The following is a 26948-nucleotide window of genomic DNA, read 5'->3' as shown; positions in this document are numbered from 1 at the left end:
GCATCGGCGGTATCACCGGTCCCGGCAGACCGGTGATACCGCCTCGGGCTCCCGTACGGGCTCAGCGGACCGGGTGGCCCGCTTCCCGCAGGGCGCCCTTGACCTCGGAGATCCGCAGGTCACCGAAGTGGAAGACGGACGCGGCGAGCACCGCGTCGGCCCCCGCCTCGATCGCCGGGGCGAAGTCGGCGAGCCGGCCCGCGCCGCCGGAGGCGATGACGGGGACGGTGACGTGCTTCCGTACCGCCTCGATCATCTCCGTGTCGTAGCCGTCCTTCGTACCGTCGGCGTCCATCGAGTTGAGCAGGATCTCGCCCGCGCCCAGCTCGGCGGCCCGGTGGGCCCACTCGACGGCGTCGATGCCGGTGCCCTTGCGGCCGCCGTGCGTGGTGACCTCGAACGTGCCCTCCGGGGTGCGGCGGGCATCGACGGAGAGCACCAGGACCTGGCGTCCGAAGCGTTCGGCGATCTCACGGATGAGGTCGGGGCGGGCGATGGCGGCGGTGTTGACGCCGACCTTGTCGGCCCCGGCGCGCAGCAGCTTGTCGACGTCGTCGGGGGTGCGGACGCCGCCGCCGACGGTGAGCGGGATGAAGACCTGCTCGGCGGTGCGGCGGACCACGTCGTACGTCGTCTCGCGGTCGCCGCTGGAGGCGGTGATGTCGAGGAAGGTCAGCTCGTCGGCGCCCTCGGCGTCGTACAGCTTGGCCATCTCGACGGGGTCGCCCGCGTCGCGCAGATTCTGGAAGTTGACGCCCTTGACGACCCGGCCGTTGTCGACGTCCAGGCAGGGGATGACCCGTACGGCGAGGCTCACTTCGCGCCTCCCCGGTAGGCCTCGACCTCGACCTCGACGACCAGGCTCGGGTCCACGAAACCGGACACGATGATCATGGAAGCGGCGGGACGTACGGCATCGAACAGCTCCTTGTGGGCGCGGCCGATGTCCTCCACGTCCCGGGCGTGCGTGATGTACATCCGGGTGCGGACGACGTCCTCGCGGGTGAGGCCCACCTGCTCCAGCGCCGCGAACGCGACGTCGAAGGAGGTGATCGCCTGCTCGTACGGGGAGCCCGCGGAGATCTGGCCGTTCACCACGGAGGTACAGCCGGCGACCAGGACGAGCCCGTTGGGGAGCTCGACGGCGCGCGAATAGCCGAACTTCTCCTCCCAGGGCGCGCCGGTGGAGATCCGGCGCACGGAGGAAGCCGCGGTGGACTCGGGAGAATCGGTCATGCGGCGACCGCCTTGAGGGCCTCTTCCAGCGTGAACGCCTTCGCGTACAGCGCCTTGCCGACGATCGCACCCTCGACGCCTTCGGGTACGAGGAGGGAGATCGCGCGGAGGTCGGCGAGGGAGGAGACGCCGCCGGAGGCGACGACCGGGCGGTCGGTGACGGCGCAGACGTCCCGCAGCAGGCCCAGGTTGGGGCCCTCCAGGGTGCCGTCCTTGGCGATGTCGGTGACGACGTAGCGGGCGCAGCCCTCGGCGTCGAGACGGGCGAGGGTCTCGTAGAGGTCGCCGCCGTCGCGGGTCCAGCCCCGGCCGCGCAGGGTGGTGCCGCGGACGTCGAGGCCGACGGCGATCTTGTCGCCGTGCTCGGCGATGACCTTGGCGACCCACTCCGGGGTCTCCAGGGCGGCGGTGCCGAGGTTGACCCGGCGGCAGCCGGTGGCGAGGGCGGCGGCGAGCGAGGCGTCGTCGCGGATGCCGCCGGACAGCTCGACCTTGATGTCCATGGCCCCGGCGACCTCGGCGATCAGGGCGCGGTTGTCGCCGGTGCCGAAGGCGGCGTCCAGGTCGACGAGGTGCAGCCACTCGGCGCCGGCGCTCTGCCAGGCGAGGGCGGCCTCCAACGGGGAGCCGTAGGAGGTCTCGGAGCCGGACTCGCCGTGCACGAGGCGGACGGCCTGGCCGTCACGGACGTCGACGGCGGGGAGCAGTTCAAGCTTCGGCATTACAGCGTCTCGATCCAGTTGGTCAGCAGCTGGGCGCCGGCATCGCCGGACTTCTCGGGGTGGAACTGGGTGGCCCACAGCGCGCCGTTCTCCACGGCGGCCACGAACCGTTCGCCGTGCGTGGCCCAGGTGACCTTGGGGGCACGGATCTTGGCGTTGGTCACTTCGAGGGACCAGTCGTGCGCCGCGTAGGAGTGCACGAAGTAGTACCGCGCGTCGGCGTCCAGGCCCGCGAAGAGCCGGGAGTCCTCGGGGGCCTCGACGGTGTTCCACCCCATGTGCGGGACGACGTCGGCCTTCAGCGGGCCGACCGTGCCGGGCCATTCGTCCAGGCCCTCGGTCTCCACGCCGTGCTCGATGCCGCGCTCGAACAGGATCTGCATCCCGACGCAGATGCCCATGACGGGGCGGCCGCCGGAGAGCCGGCGGCCGACGATCCAGTCGCCGCGGGCCCGCTTGAGCCCGTCCATGCAGGCGGAGAACGCGCCGACGCCGGGGACGAGGAGCCCGTCGGCGTTCATCGCGCGGTCGTAGTCGCGGGTGATCTCGACGTCCGCGCCGACATGGGCGAGGGCCCGCTCGGCGGAACGGACGTTGCCGAAGCCGTAGTCGAAGACGACGACCTTCTTCTTGCCAGTCGTTCGGTCAGTCACAGCGTGCCTCTCAGTCCCACAGTCCCTGGATCCGCAGGATGCCCGCCACCAGGCACATCACGGAGCCGATCGACAGCAGCACGATGACGCCCTTGGGCATCCCCTGCTTCGCGAAGGAGTAGACGCCGCCGGCCAGGAAGAGGCCGACGACGATCAGGATGGTGTTGAGGCCGGTCACAGGGCGCCCTTCGTGGAAGGCAGGATGCCGGCGGCGCGCGGGTCGTGCTCGCAGGCGTACCGCAGGGCGCGGGCGAGCGCCTTGAACTGGCACTCGACGATGTGGTGGGCGTTGCGCCCGTACGGCACGTGGACGTGCAGGGCGATCTGCGCCTGGGCGACGAAGGACTCCAGGATGTGCCGGGTCATCGTCGTGTCGTACTCGCCGATCATCGGCGCCATCTTCTCGGGCTCGGTGTGCACGAGGTAGGGGCGGCCGGAGAGGTCGACGGTGACCTGGGCGAGCGACTCGTCCAGCGGGACGGTGCAGTTGCCGAAGCGGTAGATGCCGACCTTGTCGCCGAGGGCCTGCTTGAAGGCGGCGCCGAGCGCGAGGGCGGTGTCCTCGATGGTGTGGTGGCTGTCGATGTGCAGGTCGCCCTCGGTCTTGACCGTGAGGTCGAAGAGGCCGTGGCGGCCGAGCTGGTCGAGCATGTGGTCGTAGAAGCCGACCCCGGTGGCGACATCGACCTTGCCGGTGCCGTCGAGGTTGATCTCGACGAGCACGGACGTTTCCTTCGTGGTGCGTTCCACGCGGCCTACGCGGGGGCTCATGCGTCGTGCTCCTTCTTCAGTTCGCGTACCGCATCGAGGAACGCGTCGTTCTCTGCCGGGGTTCCCGCGGAGACCCGCAGCCATCCCGGTACGCCGTTGTCCCGGACCAGGACGCCCCGGTCGAGGATCTGCTGCCAGACGGCGTGGCTGTCGTCGAAGCGGCCGAACTGGACGAAGTTGGCGTCCGAGTCGGTGACCTCGTAGCCGGTGGCGCGCAGCTCGGCCACCAGCCGGTCGCGCTCGCTCTTGAGCTGCGCGACGTATCCCAGCAGCGTATCGGTGTGCTCCAGGGCGGCGAGCGCGGTGGCCTGGGTGACGGAGGAGAGGTGGTACGGCAGCCGTACCAGCTGGACCGCGTCGACCACGGCCGGGTCGGCGGCGAGGTAGCCGAGGCGGAGCCCGGCCGCGCCGAACGCCTTGGACATGGTCCGGGAGAGGACCAGGTTGCGGCGGCCCTCGATCAGCGGGAGCAGCGAGGGGTGGTGGCTGAACTCGCCGTAGGCCTCGTCGACGACGACCATCGAGGGGCCGGCGGCCTGGGCGGCGTCGTACAGGGCGAGGACGGTCTCCGCGTCGACGGCTGTGCCGGTGGGGTTGTTGGGCGAGGTGATGAAGACGACCCCGGGGCGGTGCTCGGCGATGGCGGCGCGGGCGGCGTCCACGTCGATGGTGAAGTCGTCGTTGCGCGGGCCGGAGATCCAGCCGGTGCCGGTGCCCCTGGAGATCAGGGCGTGCATGGAGTACGAGGGTTCGAAGCCGATCGCGGTGCGGCCGGGCCCGCCGAAGGTCTGGAGCAGCTGCTGGAGGACCTCGTTGGAGCCGTTGGCGGCCCATACGTTGGCCCTGCTCACCGTGTGTCCAGCCGTGCGGGACAGGTAGCGGGCCAGCTCGGTGCGGAGCTCGACGGCGTCCCGGTCGGGGTAGCGGTTGAGGCCGCGGGCGGCCTCGCGGACCCGCTCGGCGATCCGGTCGACCAGCGCCTCGGGGAGCGGGTACGGATTCTCGTTGGTGTTGAGGCGTACGGGGACGTCGAGCTGGGGTGCGCCGTACGGGGACTGGCCGCGCAGTTCGTCGCGGATGGGGAGCTCGTCCCAGGGGTTCACGGTCTCGCGGGTGGTGCTGTCGTCTCTCACTGCTGCGGAACCTTCCAGCCACTGCGCTCGTCGAGTTCGCCTTCGGCGAAACGTGCCTTGAGGGCCGCGCCGTGGGCGGGGAGGTCCTCCGCCTCGGCGAGGGTCACGACGTGGTGGGTGACCTCGGCGAGCGCGTCGCGGCTGTAGTCGACGATGTGGATGCCGCGCAGGAAGGACTGCACGGACAGGCCCGAGGAGTGGCAGGCGCAGCCGCCGGTGGGCAGGACGTGGTTGGAGCCGGCGCAGTAGTCGCCGAGCGAGACGGGCGACCAGGGGCCGACGAAGATCGCTCCGGCGTTGCGGACCCGGTCGGCGACGGCGGCCGCGTCGGCGGTCTGGATCTCCAGGTGCTCGGCGCCGTACGCGTCGACGACCTTGAGGCCGTCCTCGATGGAGGAGACCAGGACGATCGCGGACTGGCGGCCGGCCAGGGCGGGCTCGACGCGGTCCTTGATGTGCTTGGTGGCGGCGACCTGGGGGGCCAGCTCGGCCTCGGTGGCGGCGGCCAGCTCCTCGGAGTCGGTGACCAGGACGGCGGCGGCCATCGGGTCGTGCTCGGCCTGGCTGATCAGGTCGGCGGCCACGTGCGCCGGGTCGGCGGTGGCGTCGGCGAGGATCGCGATCTCGGTGGGCCCGGCCTCGGCGTCGATGCCGATGCGGCCCTTGAGGAGGCGCTTGGCGGCGGCGACGTAGATGTTGCCGGGGCCGGTGACCAGGTTGACCGGGAGGCAGTCCTCGGTGCCGTACGCGAACATCGCGATGGCCTGGGAGCCGCCGGCCGCGTACACCTCGTCTACGCCGAGCAGGGCGCAGGCGGCGAGGATCGTGGGGTGCGGCAGCCCGCCGAAGTCCTTCTGCGGCGGGGAGGCGACCGCGACGCCCTCGACGCCCGCCTCCTGGGCCGGGACGACGTTCATCACGACGGAGGAGGGGTAGACCGAGCGGCCGCCGGGGACGTAGAGCCCGACGCGCTCGACGGGCACCCACTTCTCGGTGACGGTGCCGCCGGGGACGACCTGGGTGGTGTGCGTGGTGCGGCGCTGCTCGCGGTGGACGAGGCGGGCGCGGCGGATCGACTCCTCGAGTGCTGCCCGGACGGCCGGGTCCAGCTCCGCCAGGGCGCGGGTGATGGCGTCGGCGGGCACCCGGACCGACGCGATCCGGACACCGTCCAGTTTCTCCCCCCAGTCGATCACTGCCGCGGAGCCACGATGGCGCACGTCCTCGCAGATGGGCCGCACCGTCTCCAGGGCGGCTTCCACGTCGAACTCGGCACGGGGCAGCAGGTCGCGCAGGGCGGCGCCCTCGGGGAGGACGTCACCGCGCAGATCGATTCGAGAGATCACACGGCAATTCTCTCAGACCGCTCGGAGCGACCGGTCGCCCGTATCACTGGCTGATATCGGTCGCCCGTACCACTGGGCGATACGCGTCTCGGCCATGTCCGGCTGTCACTGCTGACCGCTAGCTTTCACGGCGTCACAGGGAGGGAAGAACAGCACTACAGCATGTGTGCACGGAGGGAGCGGCCGTGACCGAGCCGCACGAAGGCGATATCCCGGACGGCCTCAGCGCAGCGGAGCTGGGCATGTGGCAGTCCTTCCGCAACGGGACCACCTACGACTTACGCAGCTACGACCCGACCCACAACGATCCGTTCGCCCCGCAGGTGTGGGGGCCCGAGCGGAGCGTCGGCGCGCGCACGGTGGCGCGACTGCTGCTGAGCGGCCCGCCGGCCCGGCCCGGCCGGGTGGCGGCGCTGAAGCTCCGGGGGGTGCGGATCACCGGAAAGCTGGATCTGGCGGGCGGCCGGGTGGCTCCGTACGTGGAGCTGACCGGCTGCCGCTTCGAGCAGGAGGTGGTGCTCCCCGAGTGCCACTTCACGACCCTGCGGCTGGTGGGGTGCGCGCTGCCACGGCTGGAGGCCGCGCGGCTGCACACTGAGGGCGATCTGCATCTGCCGCGCTGCCGGGTCGACCGGGGCATCCGGCTGACCGACGCCCAGATCGGCACGGATCTGCTGATCAACCAGCTCAGCGTCGGCCCGGACCGGCACGGCCGGGCCGTCGTCGGGGACGGCATGGCGGTCGCCCAGGACCTCCAGGCCGAGATGATCGAGACGCTCGGCGAGCTGAGCCTGCGCGGGGCGAAGGTGGGCGGTTCGCTGAGCCTGCGCGGCAGCCGGCTGCGCGCCGCGGAGGACCGTCGCGCGCTGAACGCCCCGCAGCTGACGGTGGAGCGCACGCTCTACATGACCGAGGCGTGGGTGAGCGTCGACACGGGGAACCAGGGCACCACTCCCCCGTACGGCGTGGTCTACGCCCCGACGCCGGCGCGCGGCACCCGCTCGCAGATCTTCGAGTGCCGGGGCGGGGTGCGGCTGGACGACGGGCGGTTCGGGGACGCGGTGGACCTGCACAAGGCCCGGTTCACCATGACCCGGCAGGAGGAGCTGTCGCTGCGCCGGATCGTGACGCCGGAGCTGCGGTTCAACGCGGAGCGCCCGGAGGAGGGCCGGGTCGTGCTGAACGGCGCGAAGGTGGTGACCCTGATCGACCTGTCGACGAGCTGGCCGGGCCCGGGCGGTCTGGCGATGGGCGGCTTCGTCTACGAGAACCTCGTCCCCTACGGCCACTTCCCGCTCTCCCGGCGGCTGGAGTGGGTGCAGGCCGCGACCCCGGAGTACGTCCCCGAGCCGTACGAGCGGCTGGCCACGGTGATGCGCAGTTGCGGCGAGGACGCGGACGCGCGCGAGGTGTTGCTGGCCAAGCAGCGCCGCCGCCGCGAGACGCTGCCGCCCGCCGCGAAGGCGTGGGGCTACCTCCAGGACTGGACGGTGGCGTACGGCTACCGTCCGGGGCGGGCCGCGGTGTGGATGGCGGTGCTGTGGGCGGCGGGCACGGCGGCGTTCGCGCAGCACGTTCCGCCCTCCATCAAGGGCGAGGAGCATCCGCAGTGGAACCCCGCCCTGTACGCGCTGGACCTGCTGATCCCGGTGATCAACCTCGGGCAGGACGGCTACTGGCGGATGGAGGACGCCTGGCAGTGGGCCGCGGCCGGTCTGGTGCTGGTGGGGTGGGTTCTGGCCACCACGGTGGCGGCGGGGGCGTCCCGGATGCTGCGCAGGGGCTGACCCCGGAGGGCTGCGCACGCGGGCGTGGGGCGGTCGGGGCCAGGGACCCGGCCGCCCGCACCGTGTGACCGTAGGGACGGGCGAGCGTCACGGGAGGGTGCGATCAAGCCATCGAAGGACATTTCCTTTGCCCTTTCTTGACCCGGTCCGATACAACCCATTCACTCGGCACAGAAGCTTCACAGCACACCCCTGGCGCGGCCCTCACCAGCGCTTTTCAATGGTCTGCACCATGGCATTCCTTCGCGCTCTGCTCAGTACCGCGCGCATGATCCGGCACAGCCCTCCGCTGTCCGCCGGACTGTCCGCGGATGACGCGGTGCTGCTCGACGCCCCGGACGAGCGGCTCTCTCCCGCGCTGGTCGCCGCTGCCCTGGGCGACTACGAACCCGCCGCCGAACTGCTCGCCACCACCCGGTCCGCCGCCGACTGGGAGAACCGGGACCGCTACCTCGGCCGGCTCGTCGCCTTCGCCCGCGGCCGGGACGGCTGGCTCGTCGACTGGCTGGCCGCCGCCCCGCGCGACCCGGACGCGCTGCTGGTCAAGGCGGAGCTGTCGGTCCGCCGGGCCTGGGAGTCGCCCGCCCGCGCGGAACGGCTCCGCGAGGTCGGCCCGCTGATCACCGCCGCCGCCGACGCGGACCCGCGCGACCCCGTGCCGTGGCGGCTCGCCCTGGACCACGCACGCGGCACCCACGCCTCGCACACCGCCTTCGAAGCGCTGTGGGAGCAGGCCGTACGGCGCTCCGCGCACCACTACGGCTGCCATGTGGCGGCCCTGCGCTACCTCTCCGCCGCCTGGTACGGCTCGCACCGCGAGTGCTTCGACTTCGCCGAGCAGGCCGCCGAGGACGCGCTGCCCGACTCCCTGGTGCAGGCCCTCCCCGTCCGGGCGGCCTTCGCGCTGCTCCTGGACACCCAGGCGGCGGGCCGCACCACCTCCGTACTGGAGGAGCGGATCGACGCGGCGGCCGACCTGGCGATCAGGCTCTCCGCCGCCTACCGGCCCGGCGATCCGTGGCCGGCCGAGGTCCGCAACCTCCTCGCGTACGTCCTGCTCGCCCGGGGCCGCTGGGCGGAGGCGCTGCACCAGTTCAACCTGATCGGCCTGTACGCGACGTCGTTCCCGTGGTCGTCGGTGTCCGAGGACGCGCTCGGCCGGTTCCTGGACGCGCGGGACGGCGCACGGCTCCAGGCGGCCTCCCTGACCCCGTTGCGCAACCGGGCCGACCACGGCCGCCCCCGGGGCCATTACGCTTGAGCGTTGTGACCACCGCCCGCCTTCCCCTTTTCCCGCTCAACGCGGTGCTGTTCCCCGGCCTGGTGCTGCCGCTCAACGTCTTCGAAGAGCGATATCGCGCCATGATGCGGGAGCTGCTGAAGAGCGACGAGGACGAACCTCGCCGCTTCGTCGTGGTCGCGATCCGCGACGGCCGCGAGACCGCCCCGACGGCCACCGGCATGCCGGACACCGTCGCGGCCGCCCCTCCCTCCGAGCGCGCCCCGGCGGAGGGCTTCGGCCCCGACCCGATCCAGACCTTCCACCGGGTGGGCTGCGTCGCCGACGCGGCGACGATCCGCGAGCGCGCCGACGGCAGCTTCGAGGTCCTGGCCACCGGCACCACCCGGGTCAGGCTGCTGTCCGTCGAGGCGAGCGGCCCGTATCTGACCGCCGAGGTCGAGGAGCTGACCGAGGAACCGCCCGGCGAGGACGAGGGGGACGAGGCGGGAGCGCTCGCCGAGGGCGTCCTGCGGGCCTTCCGCACCTACCAGAAGCGGCTGGCCGGGGCGAGCGAACGGTCGCTGGCGACCGGCGCCGACCTCCCCGACGACCCGTCCGTGATCTCCTACCTGGTCGCGGCGGCGACCGTCCTGGACGTCCCCACCAAACAGCGCCTGCTCCAGGCCCCGGACACGGCGACCCGACTGCGCGAGGAGCTGACGCTGCTGCGCAAGGAGACCGCGGTCATCCGGCACCTGCCCTCGCTGCCCGCGACCGACCTGACCCGGGCCCCCACCCACCCCAACTGACGAGAACAGGCCCCCGGTGGCGAAGAAACCCAAGAAGCAGCAGTCGGGCGGCACCCCGGCCACGGTCGCCCTGACCGCGGCGGGCACCGCCTTCACGGTCCACGCCTACGACCACGACCCGGCGAGCCCGTCCTACGGCGAGGAGGCCGCCGAGGCCCTGGGCGTCTCCCCCGACCGGGTCTTCAAGACCCTGGTGGCGGACGTGGACGGCGCTCTGACGGTCGCGGTGGTCCCGGTGGCCGGCTCCCTGGACCTCAAGGCCCTGGCCTCCGCGGTGGGCGGCAAACGCGCCGCGATGGCGGACCCGGCCGCCGCGGAACGCACCACGGGCTACGTACGCGGCGGCATCTCCCCCCTGGGCCAGCGCAAGCGCCTGCGCACGGTACTGGACACGTCGGCGCGCGCCCACCCCACGATCTGCGTGTCGGCGGGCCGCCGCGGCCTGGAGGTCGAACTGGCGGCCACGGATCTGGCGGAACTGGCGGGGGCGACGTTCGCGGAGATCGCGCGGAGGGACTGAATTTCCAGCCCCTCCGGCGATTGAGGAGCGGGGCCCGGGGCAGCGCCCCGGTTTCGGGAAGAGTGGGGTCTCCCCTGCTCGAACGAAGTTGAGAGCTTGGGGATGGGTAGGGGAACAGGCCCGCCGCAGGCGACCCTAGGCCGCCCCACCACCCCCACCCGCAGAAGGCGTCCCCCCACCCGGAGACCCGGTAGACGGCCCCGCCAGGGGCCCCTGCACCGGCCCCCCGTAATACTCCGAGTACCCCGACCAGTCCGGCCCCACATCCCGCGGCCCGAACGCCGCCGTGAGCAGCAGATGGATCCCCATCGCCGCGAACGGCCACGCCAGCACCGCCACCCACACCGAGTGCAGCTCCAGCGGCGCGTCGAACGTCACGCCCTGGCCGGCCTCCCGGGCCCGCGCCACCACGTCGGACGACGGTCCCAGCCAGATGCCGACCCGCCACGCCACCAGCGAGGCGAGCAGCGCGCCCAGCGCCAGCCCCACGACCACGATGACGCCCCCGCGACGCAGCCGCCAGAAGACGGCGGCGGCCGAGAGCGCGCCGAAGCCGAGGGCCAGCAGGACGAACGTCCCGTCCGCCCCGATCGCCTCCTCGCCCTCGCTGTTCTTGAGGAAGACGGCCGTGTCGTCGGAGACCAGCGGCACACGCGGCGCGAGCCACAGCCACAGCAGCCCGAGCGCGAGGCCCGCGAGCGCGACCAGGACGAGGACGACGGCGGCCTGACGGAGCTCCGTGGCCGTATCCGGGTTGTCCGGATCGCCCACCGAGGGCGCTGGGTGGGAGCCCGAGGGCGGGGCCTGCCACGGGTCATGGGGGCCGGGCTGGTGGGGCGGCGTCAGAGGTGCGGTCACCGTGCCATCGTGCCAGGCCACCCTGTGAGGCGCCTCACCGGATGCCGCACCCGGGCCGCCCCCGGCGCCGCTAGCGTACGGCGGCCCGCCGGTACGCCCACGTCGCCACGGCCAGCGAGAGAACACCCACCGCCGCGCAGATCGCCAGGAAGAACGCGATGAGCCCCCAGTCCGGGCGGGCGTCGAAGGACCGGGCCAGCGCCTCGACCCCGTACGTCGAGGGCAGCAGGTCACGCGCCCACCCCACCGGCTCCGGCAGCCGGTCGGCCGGCAGCACCCCGAGCAGCAGGGCGGCGGACATCCCCAGCTGGCCCAGCAGGGTCGCCAGCTCCGGACGCGGGGCGAGCAGCCCGAGGGCGGCGCCGAGACCGGCCAGGGCCGCGCCGGAGAGCGGGACGACGGCCACCAGGACCCACAGATGGGTCATCGGCAGCTGGAACAGCACGCTTCCGGTGATCGCCGTGAAGACCGTGCCGGGCACGGTGAACGAGGCGTAGGCGGCGGCCGCGCCGAGCACCACCGCGGCGGGCGGAACCGGCAGGGTGGCGTAGTGGTCGAGCCCACCGCCCGCCCGCAGCTGCCCGAAGTACTGGGCGAGCAGGTTGAGCGCGACGAACGCGACGACCAGGACGCTGGATCCCGCGACCACCGCGCGGGCCTCCGCGCCGCCGTCCACGACCCCCCGCATCAGGACCATGATCCCGACGGACTGGAAGGTCGCCACGAAGAGCAGCGGGATCCGGGCGACGCGCGCCCGGGAGAGCTGGGCGCGGTAGACGGCGGCCAGCGAGGGCAGCAGCCGGGCGCGCGGCGCGAGGGGCCCGGCGACGGTGCGGGCGGGGCCCGTGCCGGAGGTGCCGGGCGCGGGCCGGACGCCCGGCGGTGCGGTCCTGGCCGGAATGATGCTTGTCACCTGCGGCTGCCCCCCTGAGACAGGTCCAACACGTCCAACACGTCCAACACACCCGAACTGCCGCGTACATGCACCGCGTTCACCGTGTTCACCCCGTTCACGCTGCCCACGCCTCTCACGCCTTAACCAGCCCCTTGGTCGCATTGGCCGCGTCTCCCCCGAGCGCGAGATAGACATCCTCCAGGCTGGGCGTGGCCAGGGTGAAATCGTCGAGCGCGGCGAAGGCCGCGCCGCCCGTCACCGCGGCGACCGCTGCCCGCGCCTCGTCCGGCCCGAGCCGCAGCACCCAGCGCCGCCCGGACTCCTGGGCGGACGGCCGCAGAGCCGCCACCTCGGGGACGTCCAGCGGGGCCCGTTCACGCCACACCAGCTCGACGCGCACCTCCCCGGCGACCTGCTCCTTGAGCCCGGCGGGGGTGTCGCAGGCGATGACCCGGCCGCGTTCGAGGACGGCGACCCGGTCGAGGACGGTCTCGGCCTCGATCACGTTGTGGGTGACCAGCAGGACGGTGGCCCCGCGCTCCGCCCGGCGACGGTCGACGGCGGCCCAGACGGCGCGGCGGGCGACCGGGTCCATTCCGGTGGTCGGTTCGTCGAGGACGAGGACGGGCCGGTCGCCGACCAGGGTGGCGGCGAAGCAGGCGAGCCGCCGCTGACCGCCGGAGAGCTTCTTCAGGGGCCGCCCGGCGATCGCGGTGAGGCCCAGCTCCTCCAGGACCGCGTCCCGCTCGGCGCGCGCGTCCCGAACGGCGAGACCGCGCAGCCGCCCCGTGGTCTCGGCGGCGAGCGAGACGGTCAGTTCGTCGAGGGCGGTGGATTCCTGCCCGAGGTAGCCGATCAGCCGGGAGGCCCGCTCGGGGTGGCGTACGAGGTCGTGGCCCAGCACCTCGACGCTGCCGGAGTCGGGCCGCATCAGCCCGGTGAGCTGGCGGACCAGGGTGGACTTGCCGGCGCCGTTGGGGCCGAGCAGTCCGAAGATCTCGCCGCGCTCGACGTCCAGACTGATGCTGTCGGTGGCGCGGACCTCGGGCGTCGCGGGAGTACCCCGACGGCCTCGGACGGCGGGATAGGTCTTGACCAGATCGCGCACCGCGCACACGGTGCCGGTGTCCCTCTGCGCCTGTGCAGTGCCCGTACTCACGAGGTACGAGGGTACGGGGTCACATGCCCCGGTTCACGTCCGGGGCCACCCCGCGTCGCCGGGCGGCGCGGGGCGGTGCGGGACGGCTACTCCCCCGCCGGTACGTGCTCGGCGGCGGCCCGCACGTCGATCTCCCGCCAGAAGCCGGCCCGGATCGCGTACCGGTCGTGCTCGTCGATCTGGTCGTCCTTGTGGGCGAGGAGCCCGAAGCGGGCCGCGTACCGCAGGAGTTCACCGTCGATCCGGTGCGGGATGCGCGGGTACATGGTGGAGAGTTTCTGCAGGTGGACGGTTTCCGGCAGGCGCTCCATCCAGCGGCGGGCGAAGACCTGGCCCACCTCGAAGGGGTCGCCGCCGACGGTGGTGATGTCCTCTTCCCGGTCCGCCCAGCGCTGTTCGGCGCTGGTGACCTGGGCAAGGGTCGGCAGGGACGCGGTCTCCGCCGGCTCGCCGAGGGGCCCGCCGCGCTCCACCCAGCCCTTGTCGGAGGACCAGCGCAGCGTGGCGTTCGCGGGCTGGGGCGGGTGCTGGCGGTCCGGGTGGGTGGCGTGGGCGCGCAGCGCGGCCAGATCCTTGGGGGTGGGGACGGTCTTGTGGCCGGGGGCGGACGGGGTGTCGGACGCTGCTGCGGCGTTCTCGGCGGGGGCGGCGGCGCCGCTCCGGGCCGCGGCGGCCTGGGCCTCGGAGGCGCGTTCGGCGGAGGCGGCGAGGGCGGCCTCCGGCAGCGGTGCGGAGAGGATCGCGGCGATCTCGGGGCGCGGGACGGGCGGCGGGGCGCAGGTGCCGCCGAGGTCCTTGGCGCGTACGGCCTTGGTGATCCAGGCCCGGTCCAGGACCCGCCGTTCGTCGGCCTCGGCGACGAGGTCCTCGGACTGGTTGTAGTCGCCGTCGGCGGCCTGCACGGCCCAGAGGTGGACGGCTACCCCGTGTTCCTTGGCGGACATCAGACCGGGCAGCAGATCGCCGTCACCGGTCACCAGGACCACGTCGGAGCAGGCCCGGTTCCGGGCCAGTTCGGTCAGCTCGGCGTGCATGGCGGCGTCGACGCCCTTCTGCGCCCAGCGCCCGTCGCTGCGGGTCAGGGCGCCGAGCCGGACGGTCACGCGGGGCATCACGCGGAGCCGGCGGTGCTCGGGCTGGGGCACCCGGTCGGGGGCGCCGTCGAACCAGTAGATGCGCAGCAGGGGCTGTTGGGTGTCGGCCTCGGCACGCTCGCGCAGCCCCTGGATGAGGGCCGCGTGGTCGACGGTGATGCGGGAACGGGCGGGCTCTCCGGCCAGCAGACTCGCGGCTGCGCCCAGCAAGTAGCCGGCGTCCACCAGGACGACGCAACGGTCCACGCGTTCCACCCTCTTCCGAATTCGGGAACGGTTCAGCGGCCCGCTCCTCGATGACCGGGTCCGCTTACCCAGGGTTTCCTTCGAGTCTGCCCGACCGCGCGGGGGTTAACGGCCGGAACTGGATCATCGGCGTGGCGGATCCGGAAAGGAAGGGGGAGGGAAAGGCGAGAAGGGAAGAAGGTCGCGTTGCGCAAGGCGTCGGGGAAACGCGGAAAGACCGGGCGAAGGCGGTGGAACGGGGCCCCACTGCGGAAACCGCTACGCACGGTAATGATCCAACATGCGGTGTTTGCGGCGCTATGTGAATCTGACAGCGGTCCTGGCCCCCCAGGATTCCCCACAGGAGGCATTCACCATGGCCAAGAACAAGAACCGCAAGCAGGGCAGCCAGCACGACCGCGCGTCCGCGTCGGAGCGTAGCGCGGAGCAGGCCAAGTCGACGGCGTACGAGTCGCAGAACGAGGCGCAGACGCAGGCCCAGGGCAGCCCGTCCGACGTGGCGCGCAAGCATCAGCGACGCTTCGGCCACAACTGACCCGTCGGCCGCTCGCGGTAGAGACAGGCGTTGAGGACAGCGAGAGGGGCGTCCCGCACATGCGGGACGCCCCTCCTGCCGTTCTCGTCGGCGGTGGCGCCTGCTCAGCCGGCCAGGCAGGCCGGGCCGAGCAGCACCTTCAGGTCGCCGAAGAGGGCCGAATCGGCCTTGACCCGGTGCCGGTCGAGCCGGAGGACCGTGGTCTTGCGGGGGCCCTGGAGCTTGATGCGCACCTCGGTGTCGCCCCGGTGGTGGCTGAGCACCTCGCCGAGCCGGGTGACCATGGGCGGGGTGATCTTCACGGTGGGGATGGTGAGGACGACGGGCGCGTTGGTCCCGGCGTTGGAGATGTCGGGGACCTGCATCTCCATGGCGACCAGCCGGGGCACGTCCTCGCGCTTGTCGAGCCGTCCCTTGACGAAGACGACGGTGTCCTCGACGAGCTGGGTGGAGACCAGTTGGTAGGTGGCGGGGAAGAACATGCACTCGATGGAACCGGCCAGGTCCTCCACGGTGGCGATGGCCCAGGCGTTGCCCTGCTTGGTCATCTTGCGCTGGAGGCCGGAGATGATGCCGCCGACGGTGACGATGGCGCCGTCTCCGTAGTCCCCGCTCATGAGCTGGGAGATCGAGGAGTCGGCCTTGTCGGACAGCACGTGCTCCAGGCCGAACAGCGGGTGGTCGGAGACGTACAGGCCGAGCATTTCCCGTTCCTGGGCGAGGAGGTAGGCCTTCTCCCACTCGATGTCGGAGAACTCCACGTCGAGCCCGAACCCCGGCTCGCCGCTCTCCTCCTCGCCGCCCCCGAAGAGGTCGAACTGACCCTCGGCCTCCTTGCGCTTGACCTGCACCACGTTGTCGATCATCGGCTCGTGGTGGGCGACGAGGCCCTTGCGGGTGTGGCCCATCTCGTCGAACGCGCCGGCCTTGATGAGCGATTCCACGGTGCGCTTGTTGCAGACGACCGCCTCGACCTTGTCGAGGAAGTCGGGGAAGGTGCTGTACTTCCCCTTCGCCTTGCGGGACCGGATGATCGAGTCGACGACGTTCTGGCCGACGTTGCGGATGGCGGTCAGGCCGAAGAGGATCACGTCGTCACCCTGGGCGGCGAAGTTGGACAGCGACTCGTTGACGTTGGGGGGGAGCACCTTGATGCCCATGCGGCGGCACTCGTTGAGGTAGACCGCGGACTTGTCCTTGTCGTCCTTGACCGAGGTCAGCAGGGCGGCCATGTACTCGGCGGGGTAGTTGGCCTTGAGGTATCCGGTCCAGTAGGTGACCAGCCCGTACGCGGAGGAGTGCGCCTTGTTGAAGGCGTAACCGGCGAACGGGACCAGCACGTCCCACAGCGCCTTGATCGCGGCGTCGGAGAAGCCGTTCTTCTTGGCGCCCGCCTCGAAGAGGACGAAGTTCTTCGCCAGTTCCTCGGGCTTCTTCTTGCCCATCACACGGCGCAGGATGTCGGCCTCGCCCAGCGAGTACCCGGCGACGATCTGGGCGGCCTTCTGGACCTGCTCCTGGTAGACGATCAGGCCGTACGTGAGGCCGAGGACCTCCTTGAGGGGCTCCTCCAGCTCCGGGTGGATCGGGGTGATCTCCTGGCGGCCGTTCTTGCGCTCCGCGTAGTTCGTGTGCGAGTTCATGCCCATCGGGCCCGGCCGGTAGAGGGCCGAGACGGCGGAGATGTCCTCGAAGTTGTCGGGCTGCATCTGGCGCAGCAGGGAGCGCATCGGCCCGCCGTCGAACTGGAAGACGCCGAGCGTGTCGCCGCGGCAGAGCAGTTCGTACGTCTTGGGGTCGTCCAGCGGGAGGGAGAGCATCTCCAGGTCGACGCCCTTGTTGGACTTCACCATCTTGATGGCGTCGTCCATGATCGTCAGGTTGCGCAGGCCCAGGAAGTCCATCTTCAGCAGGCCGAGCGACTCGCACTGCGGGTAGTCCCACTGCGTGATGGTGACGCCGTCGGTGTGTCGCGTCCAGAGCGGCGCGTGGTCGACGATCGGCTCGCTGGACATGATCACGCCGGCGGCGTGCACGCCCATCTGCCGGACCAGGCCCTCGACGCCCTTGGCGGTGTCGATGACCTTCTTGACGTCCGGTTCGCTCTCGTACATCCCCCGGATCTCGCCCGCCTCGCTGTAGCGCGGGTGCTTGGGGTCGGTGATGCCGTTGAGGTCGATGCCCTTGCCGAGGACGTCGGCGGGCATGGCCTTGGTGAGCCGGTCGCCCATCGCGTACGGGTAGCCCAGCACGCGGGCGGAGTCCTTGATGGCGTTCTTGGCCTTGATCTTGCCGTAGGTGCCGATCATGGCGACCTTGTCGGCCCCGTACTTCTCGGTCACGTACCGGATCACCTCGACGCGCCGACGCTCGTCGAAGTCGATGTCGACGTCGGGCATGGAGACGCGCTCGGGGTTGAGGAACCGCTCGAAGATCAGCCCGTGCTCGATCGGGTCGAGGTCGGTGATGCCCATGGCGTACGAGACGATCGATCCGGCGGCGGAACCACGGCCGGGGCCCACCGCGATGCCGTTGTTCTTGGCCCACATGATGAAGTCGGCGACGACCAGGAAGTACCCCGGGAACCCCATCTGGATGATGATGTCCATCTCGTACTCGACCTGCTTCTGCCGGTCGTCGGGGACGCCGTTCGGGAAGCGGCGGCCCATGCCGACCCGGACCTCCTCCTGGAACCAGGTGATCTCCGTGAAGCCGTCCGGGATCTCGAACTTCGGCATGAGGTTCTTCGCCTCGAACATGCCGGTGGTGTCGATCTGCTGGGCGACCAGGAGCGTGTTGGCGCAGCCCTGCTGCCAGGCGTCGGAGGAGTCGACGGCGTACATCTCGTCCGTCGTCTTGAGGTAGTAGCCCGTGCCGTCGAAGCGGAAGCGGTCGGGGTCCGAGAGGTTCTTGCCGGTCTGGATGCAGAGCAGGGCGTCGTGGGCGGTGGCCTCGTGGGCGTACGTGTAGTGGGAGTCGTTCGTCACGAGCGGCGGGATGTCGAGCTTCTTGCCGATCTCCAGCAGCCCGTCGCGGACCCGGCGCTCGATCTCGATGCCGTGGTCCATCAGCTCCAGGAAGTACTTGTCCGCCCCGAAGATGTCCTTGTAGTCGGAGGCCGCCTGGACCGCCTCGTCGAACTGGCCGAGCCGCAGCCGGGTCTGCACCTCGCCGGAGGGGCAGCCGGTGGAGGCGATGAGGCCCTCGGACCACTGGGAGATGGTCTCCTTGTCCATCCGGGGCCACTTCTGGAGCCAGCCCTCGGCGTACGCGTCGGAGGAGAGCCGGAAGAGGTTGTGCAGTCCGGTCTTGTTGGACGCCCAGATCGTCTTGTGGGTGTACCCACCGGATCCGGACACATCGTCACGCTTCTGGTGCGGCTGTCCCCACTGCACCTTGCGCTTGTGTTTGCGCGACTCCGGGGCGACATACGCCTCGATGCCGATGATCGGCGTGACGCCCGCCTTCGTCGCCGAGTGGAAGAAGTCGTAGGCCCCGTGGAGGTTGCCGTGGTCGGTCATCGCGATGTGCGACATGCCCATCTCGTTGCAGGCCTCGAACATGTCCTTGAGCCGCGCCGCACCGTCCAGCAGCGAGTACTGGGTGTGAACGTGCAGGTGCGTGAAGGGCGGCTTGGTCACGGCGTCGGGCCTCCGGGAAGTCGGGCGATGACGGACGGGGGGACAGCGTGGAAGTCTACGACGTGACGGAGTCGAACGACGGGCACTCCCGGCTTCCGCCGAGCGTTGGAGAGAGCGGGACACCTGTCCGTTTTGTCATGCACTCGGTCAGGACTCCATCAGGCGGGCCCACGGTCCGGCCAGACACGCCAGCTACAGCAGGAGGCAGCAAGAAATGTCGGAAACGCAGACCGGCGCAGCGCAGCGCGGGGAGCAGATTCTCGCCGTTTTCGACACCGCCTTCGGGGAGCTGCTGGCCGCCGATCCGGCCGCTTTCCGGGTCAAGTTCCGCAAGATGGCGGGCTCGGCCTTCGCCTTCTACCGGGGCACGGCCTGCCTGTTCTACGGCGACCTGGAGCGGGAGCGGCACGGCGGCCCGTTCCTGGACGAGCGCACCGGCCGGGTGTGGATCCACGGCGATCTCCACGCGGAGAACTTCGGCACCTACATGGACGCCAACGGCCGCCTCGTCTTCAACGTCAACGACTTCGACGAGGCGTACGTGGGCCCCTTCACCTGGGACCTGAAGCGCTTCGCCGCCTCCGTGGCGCTGATCGGTTACGCGAAGGCGCTGGCCGACGAGCAGATCAGCGAGCTGGTGACGATCTTCGCCGTCTCCTACCGCGATCGGATCCGCGCGCTGGCGACGGGTGCGAAGAACGACGAGGTGCCGCCGTTCACGCTGGACACCGCGGACGGCCCGCTGCTGGGCGCGCTGCGCGCCGCCCGGGCGCGCACGCGGTTCTCGCTGCTGGACTCGATGACGGTGATCCGGGACTTCGAGCGCCGGTTCGCGGACGGCGGCGGGTCGATCGACCTGGACGCCGCGACGCGCTACAAGGTGCTGGCCGCGTTCGACGGCTATCTGGAGACGCTGCCCGAGTCGAGCCTGACCCGTCCCGACTCCTACCGGGTCAAGGACGTGGTGGGCCGCCGGGGCATCGGCATAGGGTCCGCCGGGCTGCCCTCGTACAACATCCTTCTGGAGGGCAACAGCGACGCCCTGGAGAACGACGTGGTGATCTACCTCAAGCAGGCGCAGACCCCGGCGGTCTCCCGGCACATCACAGACGCCGCCGTGCGGGAGTACTTCCAGCACGAGGGGCACCGCACGGTGATCTCGCAGCGCGCGCTCCAGGCACACGCGGACCCGTGGCTGGGCTGGACCGAGCTGGACGGCTCGGGTCAGCTGGTCGCCGAGGTCTCGCCGTACGCGGTCGACCTGGACTGGTCCGACATCGACGAGGTGGACGAGATCGCGGCGGTCGTCGCGGATCTGGGCCGGGCGACGGCCACGATGCACGCGGCCGCCGACGACGAGAGCGGGCACTCACTGGTGCCGTTCTCCACCGAGCGGGCGATCGACGCGGCCATCGCGGCCGACGAGGAGAGCTTCGCGCCGATGCTGGTCGACTTCGCCCACAGCTACGGGGCGAGGGCCCGCGCGGACCACCAGATCTTCGTGGACCTCTTCCGCAACGGCCGGATCCCGGGTCTGTAGGGCGCCGGAGCCCCGGGAAGCCACCCCGGGGACTCTCAGCCTCTTTTAAGGTCCGCCTACCTCGGCGCATGACACACTTTCCGGCGATGGACATCTCAGGGACGCAGCTCAGGGTCGCGCGCGCGGCGGTCTTCACCGCGCTCGTCGTCACCTTGTCCACGGCGTCCCATGTGCTGCTCTCCCGGGTCCCCCTGCCGCTGACCGCGGTCGCGCTGCTCGCCGCGGCGGTCTTCGCGGTGGCGTACGCGCTGGCCGGCCGGGAGCGCGGCTTCGGGGCGATCGCGGGCCTGCTGGTCCCGCTGGAGCTGGCCGCCGACACGCTCTTCACCACGGGCCAGCACCTCTGTTACGGGGCGGCAGGCGGCCCGGTCGCGGGCACGCTGCGCGCGGTGGGCTTCGACGTCCTGTGCGGCGGCGAGGTCGGCGCGGGCGGGGCCCGGATCGCGGGCGTCGGCGCGGTGGGCACCCCGCTGGCCGATGTGGCCGGTGCGGGCGACCGTGCGGCGGCGCTGCTGGCGCAGCCGGGACCGGCCGTGCCCTGGCTGCTGCTCGTCGCCCATGTGGCGGTCGGGCTGCTCGCCGCGGCCTGGCTGCGACGCGGCGAGGCGGCCCTGGCCGGGCTGCTGCGCGCGGCGGCCCTGCTGGCGTTCCGGCCGCTGCTGGTCGCGGTCGCCGTGGTGCGCGCGGGCGTCCGGGCCTCGGCCCGTCCCTCCCGGCCCGCCGGGCGTCCGCACCCGCCGCTGACCGCCCGCTTCCTCGTGCACTGTGTGGGACGCAGGGGCCCGCCGCTCGCGACGTACGCCGCCGCCTGAGGGCACGGCCACGCGACGACGGCAGCACCCGCCCACTCCCCACACACGTACTCACGGAGAACGATCATGAGCAAGCGCAACACCCATGCGAACAAGGCAGCGGCCCGCGAGCGGCTGCGCGCCGAGCGCGAGGCCCAGGCCAAGAAGGACAAGACCCGCAAGCAGCTCGTCGTGGCGGTCTCGGTCGTCGCCGCCCTCGCCGTGGTCGGCGGCATCAGCTACGGCGTGATGCAGCTGAACAAGCCGGACGCCTGGGAGACGGCCGCCGACGCGAAGAACGTCACCGCGCCGAAGAACACCTCGGGCGACGACGGCACCACCGTGGTGATCGGCGAGTCGGGCGCGAAGAAGACCCTGGAGCTGTACGAGGACTCGCGCTGCCCGGTCTGCGCCACGTTCGAGCAGGGCGTCGGCGAGACCGTCTCGAAGGACGTCGAGGCCGGCAAGTACAAGGTCAAGTACGTCGGCGCGACCTTCATCGACAACACCGACAACGGCGAGGGCTCCAAGAACGCCCTGAGCGCGCTCGGTGCGGCGCTGGACGTGAGCCCCGAGGCGTTCATGGAGTACAAGGCCGCGCTGTACTCGGCGAAGTTCCACCCCGAGGAGAGCGACGACAAGTTCGCCAAGGACAGCTACCTCATCGAGGTCGCGGACTCGGTCGACGCGCTGAAGGGGAACAAGGACTTCCAGAAGGACGTCGAGGACGGCACGTACGACGCCTGGGCCATGAAGATGTCCAAGACGTTCGACAAGAGCGGGGTGCAGGGCACACCGACGCTGAAGATGGACGACAAGAAGATCACGGCCGAGGGCAGCGAGAACGCCCCGATGACGGCCGACGAGTTCACGAAGGCCATCGACAAGGCGCTCAAGGCGTAACGGCCTTCGCCTTCCGTGACACCCGGCGCACCGGGCGGGCCGACCGCCCGGACGCGCCGGGTGTCGCGCGTTTCTCCAGGGTGACCAGGGCTCCAGGGTGACCAGGGCTACGGGACGGCCGGGTCTACAGGGTGGCGAGGAAGCCGAGCGCGACCTTCCAGGTCTGCTCGGCGGCCGCCTGGTCGTAGTCGTGCAGATCGGGGTCGGTGAACAGGTGCCCGGCCCCGGGGTAGCGGTAGACCTCGACGTCCGCGCCGGTGCGCTGCATCTGGAGGTACCAGCTGTTCAGCCAGTCGTGGGACTCGAAGGGGTCCGGGTCCGCGACGTGCAGCTGCACGGGGAGCTCGTCCACCGAGGCGTTCTCGGCGATGTCCGAGGTGCCGTGGAACAGCAGCAGCCCGCGGGCCTTCGCGTCACCGAGCGCCAGGGTCTGCGCGGTCGCCGCCCCGAGGGAGAAGCCGGCGTAGACGAGCCCCTGGTCGGAGTAGGGCGCGGCGGCCAGCACGGCGCGCTTCAGCAGCTCCTCCTTGCCGATCTCGTCCTTGTGGGCCATGCCCTCTTCCACCGTGTCAAAGGTGTGCCCCTCGAACAGATCGGGCACGCGCACCTCGTGGCCGGCGTCCCTGAGGCGCGCGGCCGCGGCGTGCACGGCGGGCCTGAGCCCGTACGTCGAGTGGAAAAGCATGATGTTCATGAGGCCCATGGTGCCATTTGTGCCCTGGGGCCCGCCCTACAGCTTGGAGGACGAGGGAATGGAGAGCGTGCTGCGCCCGCTGATCGTCATCGGCGGTTCCGTGGTGATCACCCTGATCGTCGGCTGGCTGGTCGACCGGCTGCTGCGGCGGGCCGACAGCCGACACCACGAGACCCCGCTGTGGGGGCTGTTGCGGCGCTGCCGCCCTCCCCTGCAGGTGGTGCTCATCACCGCGCTGCTGCGCAGCAGCTACCGCCAGATGGGCATCGACTGGATTCGTGACCACCGCGCCGGAATCGGCCAGGTGCTGACCCTGGTGCTGATCGGCGCGTCCGCCTGGCTGGTGGTGCGGATCGCGGCGACGGTCGTGGAGGCCAGTTACGCCCGGTACGCGACGGGCAGCCGCGACCCGGCCCGGGTCCGCCGGGTCCGTACGCAGGTCACGCTGATCCAGCGGGTGGTCATCGCGGTGGTGACGGTGGTCGCCATCGCGGCGATGCTGCTGACGTTCCCGCCGATGCGGGCGGTCGGCACGTCGATGCTCGCCTCGGCCGGTCTGCTCGGCATCGTCGCGGGTGTCGCCGCCCAGTCGACGCTCGGAAATCTCTTCGCCGGATTCCAGATCGCGTTCGGCGACATGGTGCGGCTCGGCGACACCGTGGTGGTGGACGGCGAGTGGGGCACGATCGACGAGATCACGCTGACGTTCCTGGCGGTACGGACCTGGGACGAACGGCGGATCACGATGCCGGTCTCGTACTTCACCAGCCAGCCGTTCGAGAACTGGTCGCGCGGCGGGGTGCAGATGACGGGCACGGTCTTCTTCCACCTCGACCACTCCGCTCCGATCGCCGCGATGCGGGAGAAGCTGCGGGACCTCCTCGGGGACATCGCCGCCTGGGACGGCCGCGACTGGTCGCTGGCCGTCACCGACACGACGCCGTCCACGATCCAGGTGCGGGCGGTGGTCACGGCGAAGGACGCGGACGACATCTGGACGGTGCGCTGCGCGGTGCGTGAGCAGCTGATCTGCTGGCTGCGCGACCACCACCCGTACGCGCTGCCGCGGATCGCCACCGGCCCCGCCGTACTGCCGCCGGGCGAGCAGTGGGCGGAGCTGACGGGCGCCGGTACCCGGGCGGGCCACGACAAGGCGGCGCCCTCCGACGGGGACGACTCCAAGGCCCCGCGCACGGGCCGCGGCTGAGGCTGCCCCGCGACGGCCCTCAGCGCAGCGAGCGGAAGTCCAGGTACCGCAGCACCCGGTCCACGACCTCCGGGTCGGAGCCGGGCTCGCTGCGCGCGGAGAGCACCTCGTGGCGGGCGGCCGACATCATCTCGCGCTGGACACGGCTGATCGCCTTGAAGCGTTCCGCGCGCCGGGCGTAGGCCTCGCGCCGCTCCTCGTCGACCATGTCCGGGCTGATCCGGGCTCCGATGTCGTACGCGGCGCGCTGGAGCCGCTCCACGACCTCCTCGGGGAACTCCTCGACCTCCTGGATCTCCTTGAGGCGGAACTTGGCGGCCTTGGCGGCGCGGACGGCGAGGTCCCGCTCCAGTGCCTCTTCGGCGTCGGTGTCGGCCCGGACCCTCAGCTTGCGCACCAGCCAGGGCAGGGTGAGCCCCTGGAAGACGAGGGTGGCCATGATCACGGCGAACGCGATGAAGATGATCTCGTCACGGCCGGGGAAGGGCTGCCCGTCGTCGGTCTCCAGCGGGATCGCCAGCGCCAGGGCGACCGAGGCCACCCCGCGCATCCCGGCCCACCACATCACGACGGTCTCCCGCCAGCTGGTGGGGATCTCCTCGCTGACGTCGCGGCGGGTGTGGAGCCGCTTGGCCAGCCAGGTCGCCGGCAGCAGGTACAGCAGCCGTACGCCGACGACGACCGCGACGATCGCGAGCCCCCAGCCGACCATCTCCAGGGCGTGTCCGTCGGCGGTGCCGAACACGCTGTGCAGCTCCAGGCCGATCAGGCCGAAGGCCACGCCGGTCACCAGGGTGTCGACGATGTCCCAGAACGTGACTCCGGTGAGCCGGCCCAGCACGTCGTCGGCGTCGGCGGTGTGCTCGGCGAGGAACAGCGCGACGGTCAGGACGGCCAGCACGCCGGAGCCCATCAGCTCCTCCGCGAGGACGTAGGCGACGAACGGCACCAGCAGGGTCAGCCCGACCTGGAGGGTGGCGTCGCCCAGGAGGTTCATCAGCTTGATGGTGAGCCAGCCGAGCGCGAGGCCGACGGCGACCGCGACGACGGCGGAGAGGACCAGCAGTCCGAAGGCCTCGGGGAGCGAGAAGGTGCCGCTGACGGCGGCGGCGATGGCCACGTGGTAAAGCACGATGGCGGTCACGTCGTTGAAGAGCCCCTCGCCCTCCAGGATCGACACCAGCCGGCGCGGCAGTCCCACGGAGCCCGCCACGGCCGTCGCCGCGACCGGATCGGGCGGGGCGACGAGAGCGCCGAGGGCGACGGCGGCGGCGATGGGCAGCCCCGGCACGATCGAGTTGGCGACCGCGGCGACGGCGGCGGTGGTGACGAAGACGAGGGCGACGGCCAGCAGGAAGATCGGGCGTCTGTTGGCGGCGAACTGCCGCCAGGAGGTGCGCTGCACGGTGGCGTAGAGCAGCGGCGGAAGCAGCGCGGGGAGGATGATCTCCGGTGGGATGTCGACGTTCGGCACGAACGGCATGAAGGCCATCGCGATGCCGATGAGGGTCATCAGCACCGGCGCGGGCAGCCCCAGCCGGTCGCCGAGCGGCACCGTGACCACGGCTCCGAGCAGCAGCAGGAGCAGCAGGGACATCTGTTCCACGAGGTGCCTTCCGGAGCGTGCGGGTCCGGCACACCACGAGCGGCCGAACAGGGCTCCCACCCTGCCACGCGGGGTGCGCGATTCGGCCGATACCCCCCGCTACCGGCGCTCAGGCCGGGCGGATCTCCCGCCGCATGGCCCGGTGCTCCATGCCCGCGTCGGGGAACTCGGGGCCGTACGCGACATATCCGAGCCGCTCGTAGAAGCCGAGGGCGTGCGTCTGGGCGTGCAGGTCGACGGCGGCCAGGCCCAGCGTCCGCGCCTCGTCCTCGATGGCCCGCACGAGGGCGGCGCCGACCCCGAGGCCACGGGCCTCCCGGCTCACGGCGAGCCGGCCCAGCGAGCCCACGGCGGGGTCGCCGCCGGTCTTCCCGGCCGCGTCGGCGCCGTGCAGCAGCCGGCCCGTGCCGAGGGCGGTGCCGTCCGCCGCGACGGCCAGGACATGCACCGCGGTCGCGTCGTGGGCGTCGTACTCCAGCTCCTCGGGCACGTTCTGCTCGCCGACGAAGACCTCTTTGCGGACCTGGAAGCAGGCTTGGAGGTCGCTCTCCTCGACGGCCCTGCGGGTGCTGTACGGGGCGGGAACGGCGGTCACTGACTCTCCGCGGAGATGGTGTCGAGTGCGTGCTGGAGGTCGGCCGGGTAGGTGCTGGCGAACTCCACCCAGCTGCCGTCGCTCGGGTGCTCGAAGCCCAGGCGCACGGCGTGCAGCCACTGGCGGGTCAGCCCGAGGCGCTTGGCCAGGGTCGGGTCCGCACCGTAGGTGAGGTCGCCGACGCAGGGGTGGCGGTGGGCGGACATGTGGACCCGGATCTGGTGGGTGCGGCCGGTCTCCAGCTTGATGTCGAGGAGGCTGGCGGCGCGGTAGGCCTCGATCAGGTCGTAGTGGGTCACCGACGGCTTGCCCTCGGCGGTGACCGCCCACTTGTAGTCGTGGTTGGGGTGACGCCCGATGGGGGCGTCGATGGTGCCGCTCATCGGGTCCGGGTGGCCCTGGACGAGGGCGTGGTACTTCTTGTCGACGACCCGGTCGCGGAACTGGGCCTTGAGCAGGGTGTAGGCGCGCTCGGACTTGGCGACGACCATCAGGCCGGAGGTGCCGACGTCGAGGCGGTGGACGATGCCCTGGCGCTCGGCGGCGCCGGACGTCGAGATCCGGTAGCCGGCGGCGGCGAGGCCGCCGATGACGGTGGTGCCGGTCCAGCCGGGGCTGGGGTGGGCGGCGACGCCGACCGGCTTCATGATGACGACGATGTCGTCGTCATCGTGGACGATCTCCATGCCCTCGACGGGCTCGGCGACGATCTGGACGGGGGCGGGCGCCCCCGGCATCTCCACTTCCAGCCAGGCGCCTCCGTGGACCCGCTCGGACTTCCCGGCCACCGAACCGTCCACCTGGACCTTCCCGGCTGCGGCCAGCTCGGCGGCCTTGGTGCGGGAGAAACCGAACATCCGGGAGATGGCGGCGTCGACGCGCTCGCCTTCCAGGCCGTCCGGTACGGGCAGGGTGCGGATCTCGGGGTGCGTACTCACCTGTCGAGTATGCCTTGCGCGGAACGCTCTCCGCGCAGCCCGGGCGC

General features: G+C 71.5%; 26 protein-coding genes. 9 read left to right on the top strand and 17 right to left on the bottom strand.

Going from position 1 to position 26948, the window contains the following annotated elements; translation table 11 throughout:
- Positions 1-61 precede the first annotated feature (61 nt).
- Genes hisF through hisD form a run of 8 tightly spaced genes read right to left on the bottom strand, consistent with a single transcriptional unit; the run spans position 62 to position 5861 of the window.
- Positions 62-817 (bottom strand): imidazole glycerol phosphate synthase subunit HisF, encoded by a 756-nt coding sequence (hisF, locus tag ACIQRW_RS12740; protein WP_003969747.1) that lies wholly within the window; start codon positions 815-817, stop codon positions 62-64.
- Positions 814-1236 (bottom strand): RidA family protein, encoded by a 423-nt coding sequence (locus ACIQRW_RS12735; protein WP_403758193.1) that lies wholly within the window; start codon positions 1234-1236, stop codon positions 814-816. Before ACIQRW_RS12735 ends, hisF begins: the two co-directional genes overlap by 4 nt.
- Positions 1233-1958, bottom strand: a complete 726-nt coding sequence (priA, locus tag ACIQRW_RS12730) for a bifunctional 1-(5-phosphoribosyl)-5-((5-phosphoribosylamino)methylideneamino)imidazole-4-carboxamide isomerase/phosphoribosylanthranilate isomerase PriA (RefSeq protein WP_403758190.1) — start codon at positions 1956-1958, stop codon at positions 1233-1235. Before priA ends, ACIQRW_RS12735 begins: the two co-directional genes overlap by 4 nt.
- Positions 1958-2611, bottom strand: a complete 654-nt coding sequence (gene hisH / locus ACIQRW_RS12725) for an imidazole glycerol phosphate synthase subunit HisH (protein WP_403758187.1) — start codon at positions 2609-2611, stop codon at positions 1958-1960. The genes priA and hisH overlap by 1 nt, the downstream gene beginning before the upstream one ends.
- A gap of 10 nt (positions 2612-2621) precedes the next feature.
- Entirely contained in the window at positions 2622-2789 is a 168-nt protein-coding gene (locus ACIQRW_RS12720; RefSeq protein WP_003969742.1) for a hypothetical protein, read from the bottom strand.
- Complete coding sequence (gene hisB / locus ACIQRW_RS12715; protein ID WP_093686685.1) at positions 2786-3382, bottom strand: imidazoleglycerol-phosphate dehydratase HisB; 597 nt, start codon at positions 3380-3382, stop codon at positions 2786-2788. Before hisB ends, ACIQRW_RS12720 begins: the two co-directional genes overlap by 4 nt.
- Positions 3379-4515 carry a histidinol-phosphate transaminase gene (locus tag ACIQRW_RS12710; protein ID WP_403758182.1) on the bottom strand — a complete coding sequence of 379 codons (1137 nt, stop codon included), beginning with the start codon at positions 4513-4515 and terminating at the stop codon, positions 3379-3381. Before ACIQRW_RS12710 ends, hisB begins: the two co-directional genes overlap by 4 nt.
- Complete coding sequence (gene hisD, locus ACIQRW_RS12705) at positions 4512-5861, bottom strand: histidinol dehydrogenase (protein WP_403758179.1); 1350 nt, start codon at positions 5859-5861, stop codon at positions 4512-4514. The genes ACIQRW_RS12710 and hisD overlap by 4 nt, the downstream gene beginning before the upstream one ends.
- A 185-nt stretch (positions 5862-6046) precedes the next feature.
- Here hisD and ACIQRW_RS12700 point away from each other — a divergent pair, with 185 nt between their 5' ends.
- The 4 genes from ACIQRW_RS12700 to ybaK all read left to right on the top strand — a co-directional run bounded on the left by ACIQRW_RS12700 (position 6047) and on the right by ybaK (position 10199).
- Positions 6047-7648, top strand: coding sequence for an oxidoreductase (locus tag ACIQRW_RS12700; protein ID WP_403758176.1), 1602 nt, complete (start codon positions 6047-6049; stop codon positions 7646-7648).
- A 220-nt stretch (positions 7649-7868) separates the two neighbouring features.
- Positions 7869-8909, top strand: coding sequence for a hypothetical protein (locus ACIQRW_RS12695; protein ID WP_403758173.1), 1041 nt, complete (start codon positions 7869-7871; stop codon positions 8907-8909).
- 5 nt (positions 8910-8914) lie between these two features.
- Complete coding sequence (locus ACIQRW_RS12690) at positions 8915-9679, top strand: LON peptidase substrate-binding domain-containing protein (protein ID WP_403758171.1); 765 nt, start codon at positions 8915-8917, stop codon at positions 9677-9679.
- A 16-nt stretch (positions 9680-9695) separates the two neighbouring features.
- On the top strand, positions 9696-10199 hold the full coding sequence (gene ybaK / locus ACIQRW_RS12685; RefSeq protein ID WP_403758168.1) for a Cys-tRNA(Pro) deacylase: 504 nt from the start codon (positions 9696-9698) through the stop codon (positions 10197-10199).
- A gap of 135 nt (positions 10200-10334) precedes the next feature.
- Here ybaK and ACIQRW_RS12680 read toward each other — a convergent pair whose 3' ends face one another.
- The 4 genes from ACIQRW_RS12680 to ACIQRW_RS12665 all read right to left on the bottom strand — a co-directional run bounded on the left by ACIQRW_RS12680 (position 10335) and on the right by ACIQRW_RS12665 (position 14460).
- Positions 10335-11078 carry an ABC transporter permease gene (locus ACIQRW_RS12680; protein ID WP_403758165.1) on the bottom strand — a complete coding sequence of 248 codons (744 nt, stop codon included), beginning with the start codon at positions 11076-11078 and terminating at the stop codon, positions 10335-10337.
- Positions 11079-11127: 49 nt separating this feature from the next.
- Positions 11128-11970, bottom strand: a complete 843-nt coding sequence (locus ACIQRW_RS12675; protein ID WP_403758162.1) for an ABC transporter permease — start codon at positions 11968-11970, stop codon at positions 11128-11130.
- 115 nt (positions 11971-12085) lie between these two features.
- Entirely contained in the window at positions 12086-13069 is a 984-nt protein-coding gene (locus tag ACIQRW_RS12670) for an ABC transporter ATP-binding protein (RefSeq protein WP_398615373.1), read from the bottom strand.
- 128 nt (positions 13070-13197) lie between these two features.
- Positions 13198-14460, bottom strand: coding sequence for an NYN domain-containing protein (locus ACIQRW_RS12665; protein ID WP_403758159.1), 1263 nt, complete (start codon positions 14458-14460; stop codon positions 13198-13200).
- Positions 14461-14806: 346 nt separating this feature from the next.
- On the opposite strand from ACIQRW_RS12665, the gene ACIQRW_RS12660 reads away from it, so the two are divergent.
- A complete protein-coding gene (locus tag ACIQRW_RS12660) occupies positions 14807-14986 on the top strand; it encodes a hypothetical protein (RefSeq protein WP_403758156.1) in 180 nt (59 codons plus the stop codon).
- A 104-nt stretch (positions 14987-15090) separates the two neighbouring features.
- Here the strand turns inward: ACIQRW_RS12660 and dnaE are convergent, their stop codons facing one another.
- On the bottom strand, positions 15091-18627 hold the full coding sequence (dnaE, locus tag ACIQRW_RS12655; RefSeq protein WP_361867381.1) for a DNA polymerase III subunit alpha: 3537 nt from the start codon (positions 18625-18627) through the stop codon (positions 15091-15093).
- 214 nt (positions 18628-18841) lie between these two features.
- Between dnaE and ACIQRW_RS12650 the strand changes: the two genes are divergently transcribed.
- From ACIQRW_RS12650 to ACIQRW_RS12640, 3 genes are all read left to right on the top strand, one after another.
- On the top strand, positions 18842-20167 hold the full coding sequence (locus ACIQRW_RS12650) for a DUF2252 domain-containing protein (RefSeq protein ID WP_403758153.1): 1326 nt from the start codon (positions 18842-18844) through the stop codon (positions 20165-20167).
- Between the two features lie 86 nt (positions 20168-20253).
- On the top strand, positions 20254-20979 hold the full coding sequence (locus tag ACIQRW_RS12645) for a hypothetical protein (RefSeq protein WP_403758150.1): 726 nt from the start codon (positions 20254-20256) through the stop codon (positions 20977-20979).
- Positions 20980-21045: 66 nt separating this feature from the next.
- Entirely contained in the window at positions 21046-21861 is an 816-nt protein-coding gene (locus ACIQRW_RS12640) for a DsbA family protein (RefSeq protein WP_403758147.1), read from the top strand.
- 124 nt (positions 21862-21985) lie between these two features.
- Here ACIQRW_RS12640 and ACIQRW_RS12635 read toward each other — a convergent pair whose 3' ends face one another.
- A complete protein-coding gene (locus ACIQRW_RS12635; RefSeq protein ID WP_403758144.1) occupies positions 21986-22564 on the bottom strand; it encodes a dienelactone hydrolase family protein in 579 nt (192 codons plus the stop codon).
- A 49-nt stretch (positions 22565-22613) separates the two neighbouring features.
- Between ACIQRW_RS12635 and ACIQRW_RS12630 the strand changes: the two genes are divergently transcribed.
- Entirely contained in the window at positions 22614-23762 is a 1149-nt protein-coding gene (locus ACIQRW_RS12630; protein ID WP_403758141.1) for a mechanosensitive ion channel family protein, read from the top strand.
- A 19-nt stretch (positions 23763-23781) separates the two neighbouring features.
- On the opposite strand, the gene ACIQRW_RS12625 is transcribed toward ACIQRW_RS12630, so the two are convergent.
- The 3 genes from ACIQRW_RS12625 to ACIQRW_RS12615 all read right to left on the bottom strand — a co-directional run bounded on the left by ACIQRW_RS12625 (position 23782) and on the right by ACIQRW_RS12615 (position 26901).
- Positions 23782-25368 (bottom strand): Na+/H+ antiporter, encoded by a 1587-nt coding sequence (locus ACIQRW_RS12625; protein WP_403758138.1) that lies wholly within the window; start codon positions 25366-25368, stop codon positions 23782-23784.
- A gap of 109 nt (positions 25369-25477) precedes the next feature.
- Positions 25478-25963: a GNAT family N-acetyltransferase gene (locus tag ACIQRW_RS12620; RefSeq protein WP_403758135.1), complete on the bottom strand. Its 486-nt coding sequence runs from the start codon at positions 25961-25963 to the stop codon at positions 25478-25480.
- Positions 25960-26901 (bottom strand): RluA family pseudouridine synthase, encoded by a 942-nt coding sequence (locus tag ACIQRW_RS12615; RefSeq protein WP_392952756.1) that lies wholly within the window; start codon positions 26899-26901, stop codon positions 25960-25962. The genes ACIQRW_RS12620 and ACIQRW_RS12615 overlap by 4 nt, the downstream gene beginning before the upstream one ends.
- Positions 26902-26948: the final 47 nt, after the last annotated feature.

Origin of the sequence: Streptomyces sp. NPDC091287, from assembly GCF_044768525.1 — a bacterium.
Taxonomy (GTDB): domain Bacteria; phylum Actinomycetota; class Actinomycetes; order Streptomycetales; family Streptomycetaceae; genus Streptomyces.
Note: the sequence above shows the minus strand (reverse complement) of the source record. Positions and strands in the feature narration are given on the sequence as shown.

Coding starts and splice junctions, on each gene's coding strand:
- hisB (WP_093686685.1), bottom strand. CDS start 3,382: ATGAGCCCCCGCGTAGGCCGCGTGGAACGCACCACGAAGGAAACGTCC.
- ACIQRW_RS12660 (WP_403758156.1), top strand. CDS start 14,807: ATGGCCAAGAACAAGAACCGCAAGCAGGGCAGCCAGCACGACCGCGCG.
- ACIQRW_RS12630 (WP_403758141.1), top strand. CDS start 22,614: ATGGAGAGCGTGCTGCGCCCGCTGATCGTCATCGGCGGTTCCGTGGTG.
- ACIQRW_RS12695 (WP_403758173.1), top strand. CDS start 7,869: ATGGTCTGCACCATGGCATTCCTTCGCGCTCTGCTCAGTACCGCGCGC.
- ACIQRW_RS12735 (WP_403758193.1), bottom strand. CDS start 1,236: ATGACCGATTCTCCCGAGTCCACCGCGGCTTCCTCCGTGCGCCGGATC.
- ACIQRW_RS12645 (WP_403758150.1), top strand. CDS start 20,254: ATGGACATCTCAGGGACGCAGCTCAGGGTCGCGCGCGCGGCGGTCTTC.
- ACIQRW_RS12650 (WP_403758153.1), top strand. CDS start 18,842: ATGTCGGAAACGCAGACCGGCGCAGCGCAGCGCGGGGAGCAGATTCTC.
- ACIQRW_RS12640 (WP_403758147.1), top strand. CDS start 21,046: ATGAGCAAGCGCAACACCCATGCGAACAAGGCAGCGGCCCGCGAGCGG.
- ACIQRW_RS12635 (WP_403758144.1), bottom strand. CDS start 22,564: ATGGGCCTCATGAACATCATGCTTTTCCACTCGACGTACGGGCTCAGG.
- priA (WP_403758190.1), bottom strand. CDS start 1,958: ATGCCGAAGCTTGAACTGCTCCCCGCCGTCGACGTCCGTGACGGCCAG.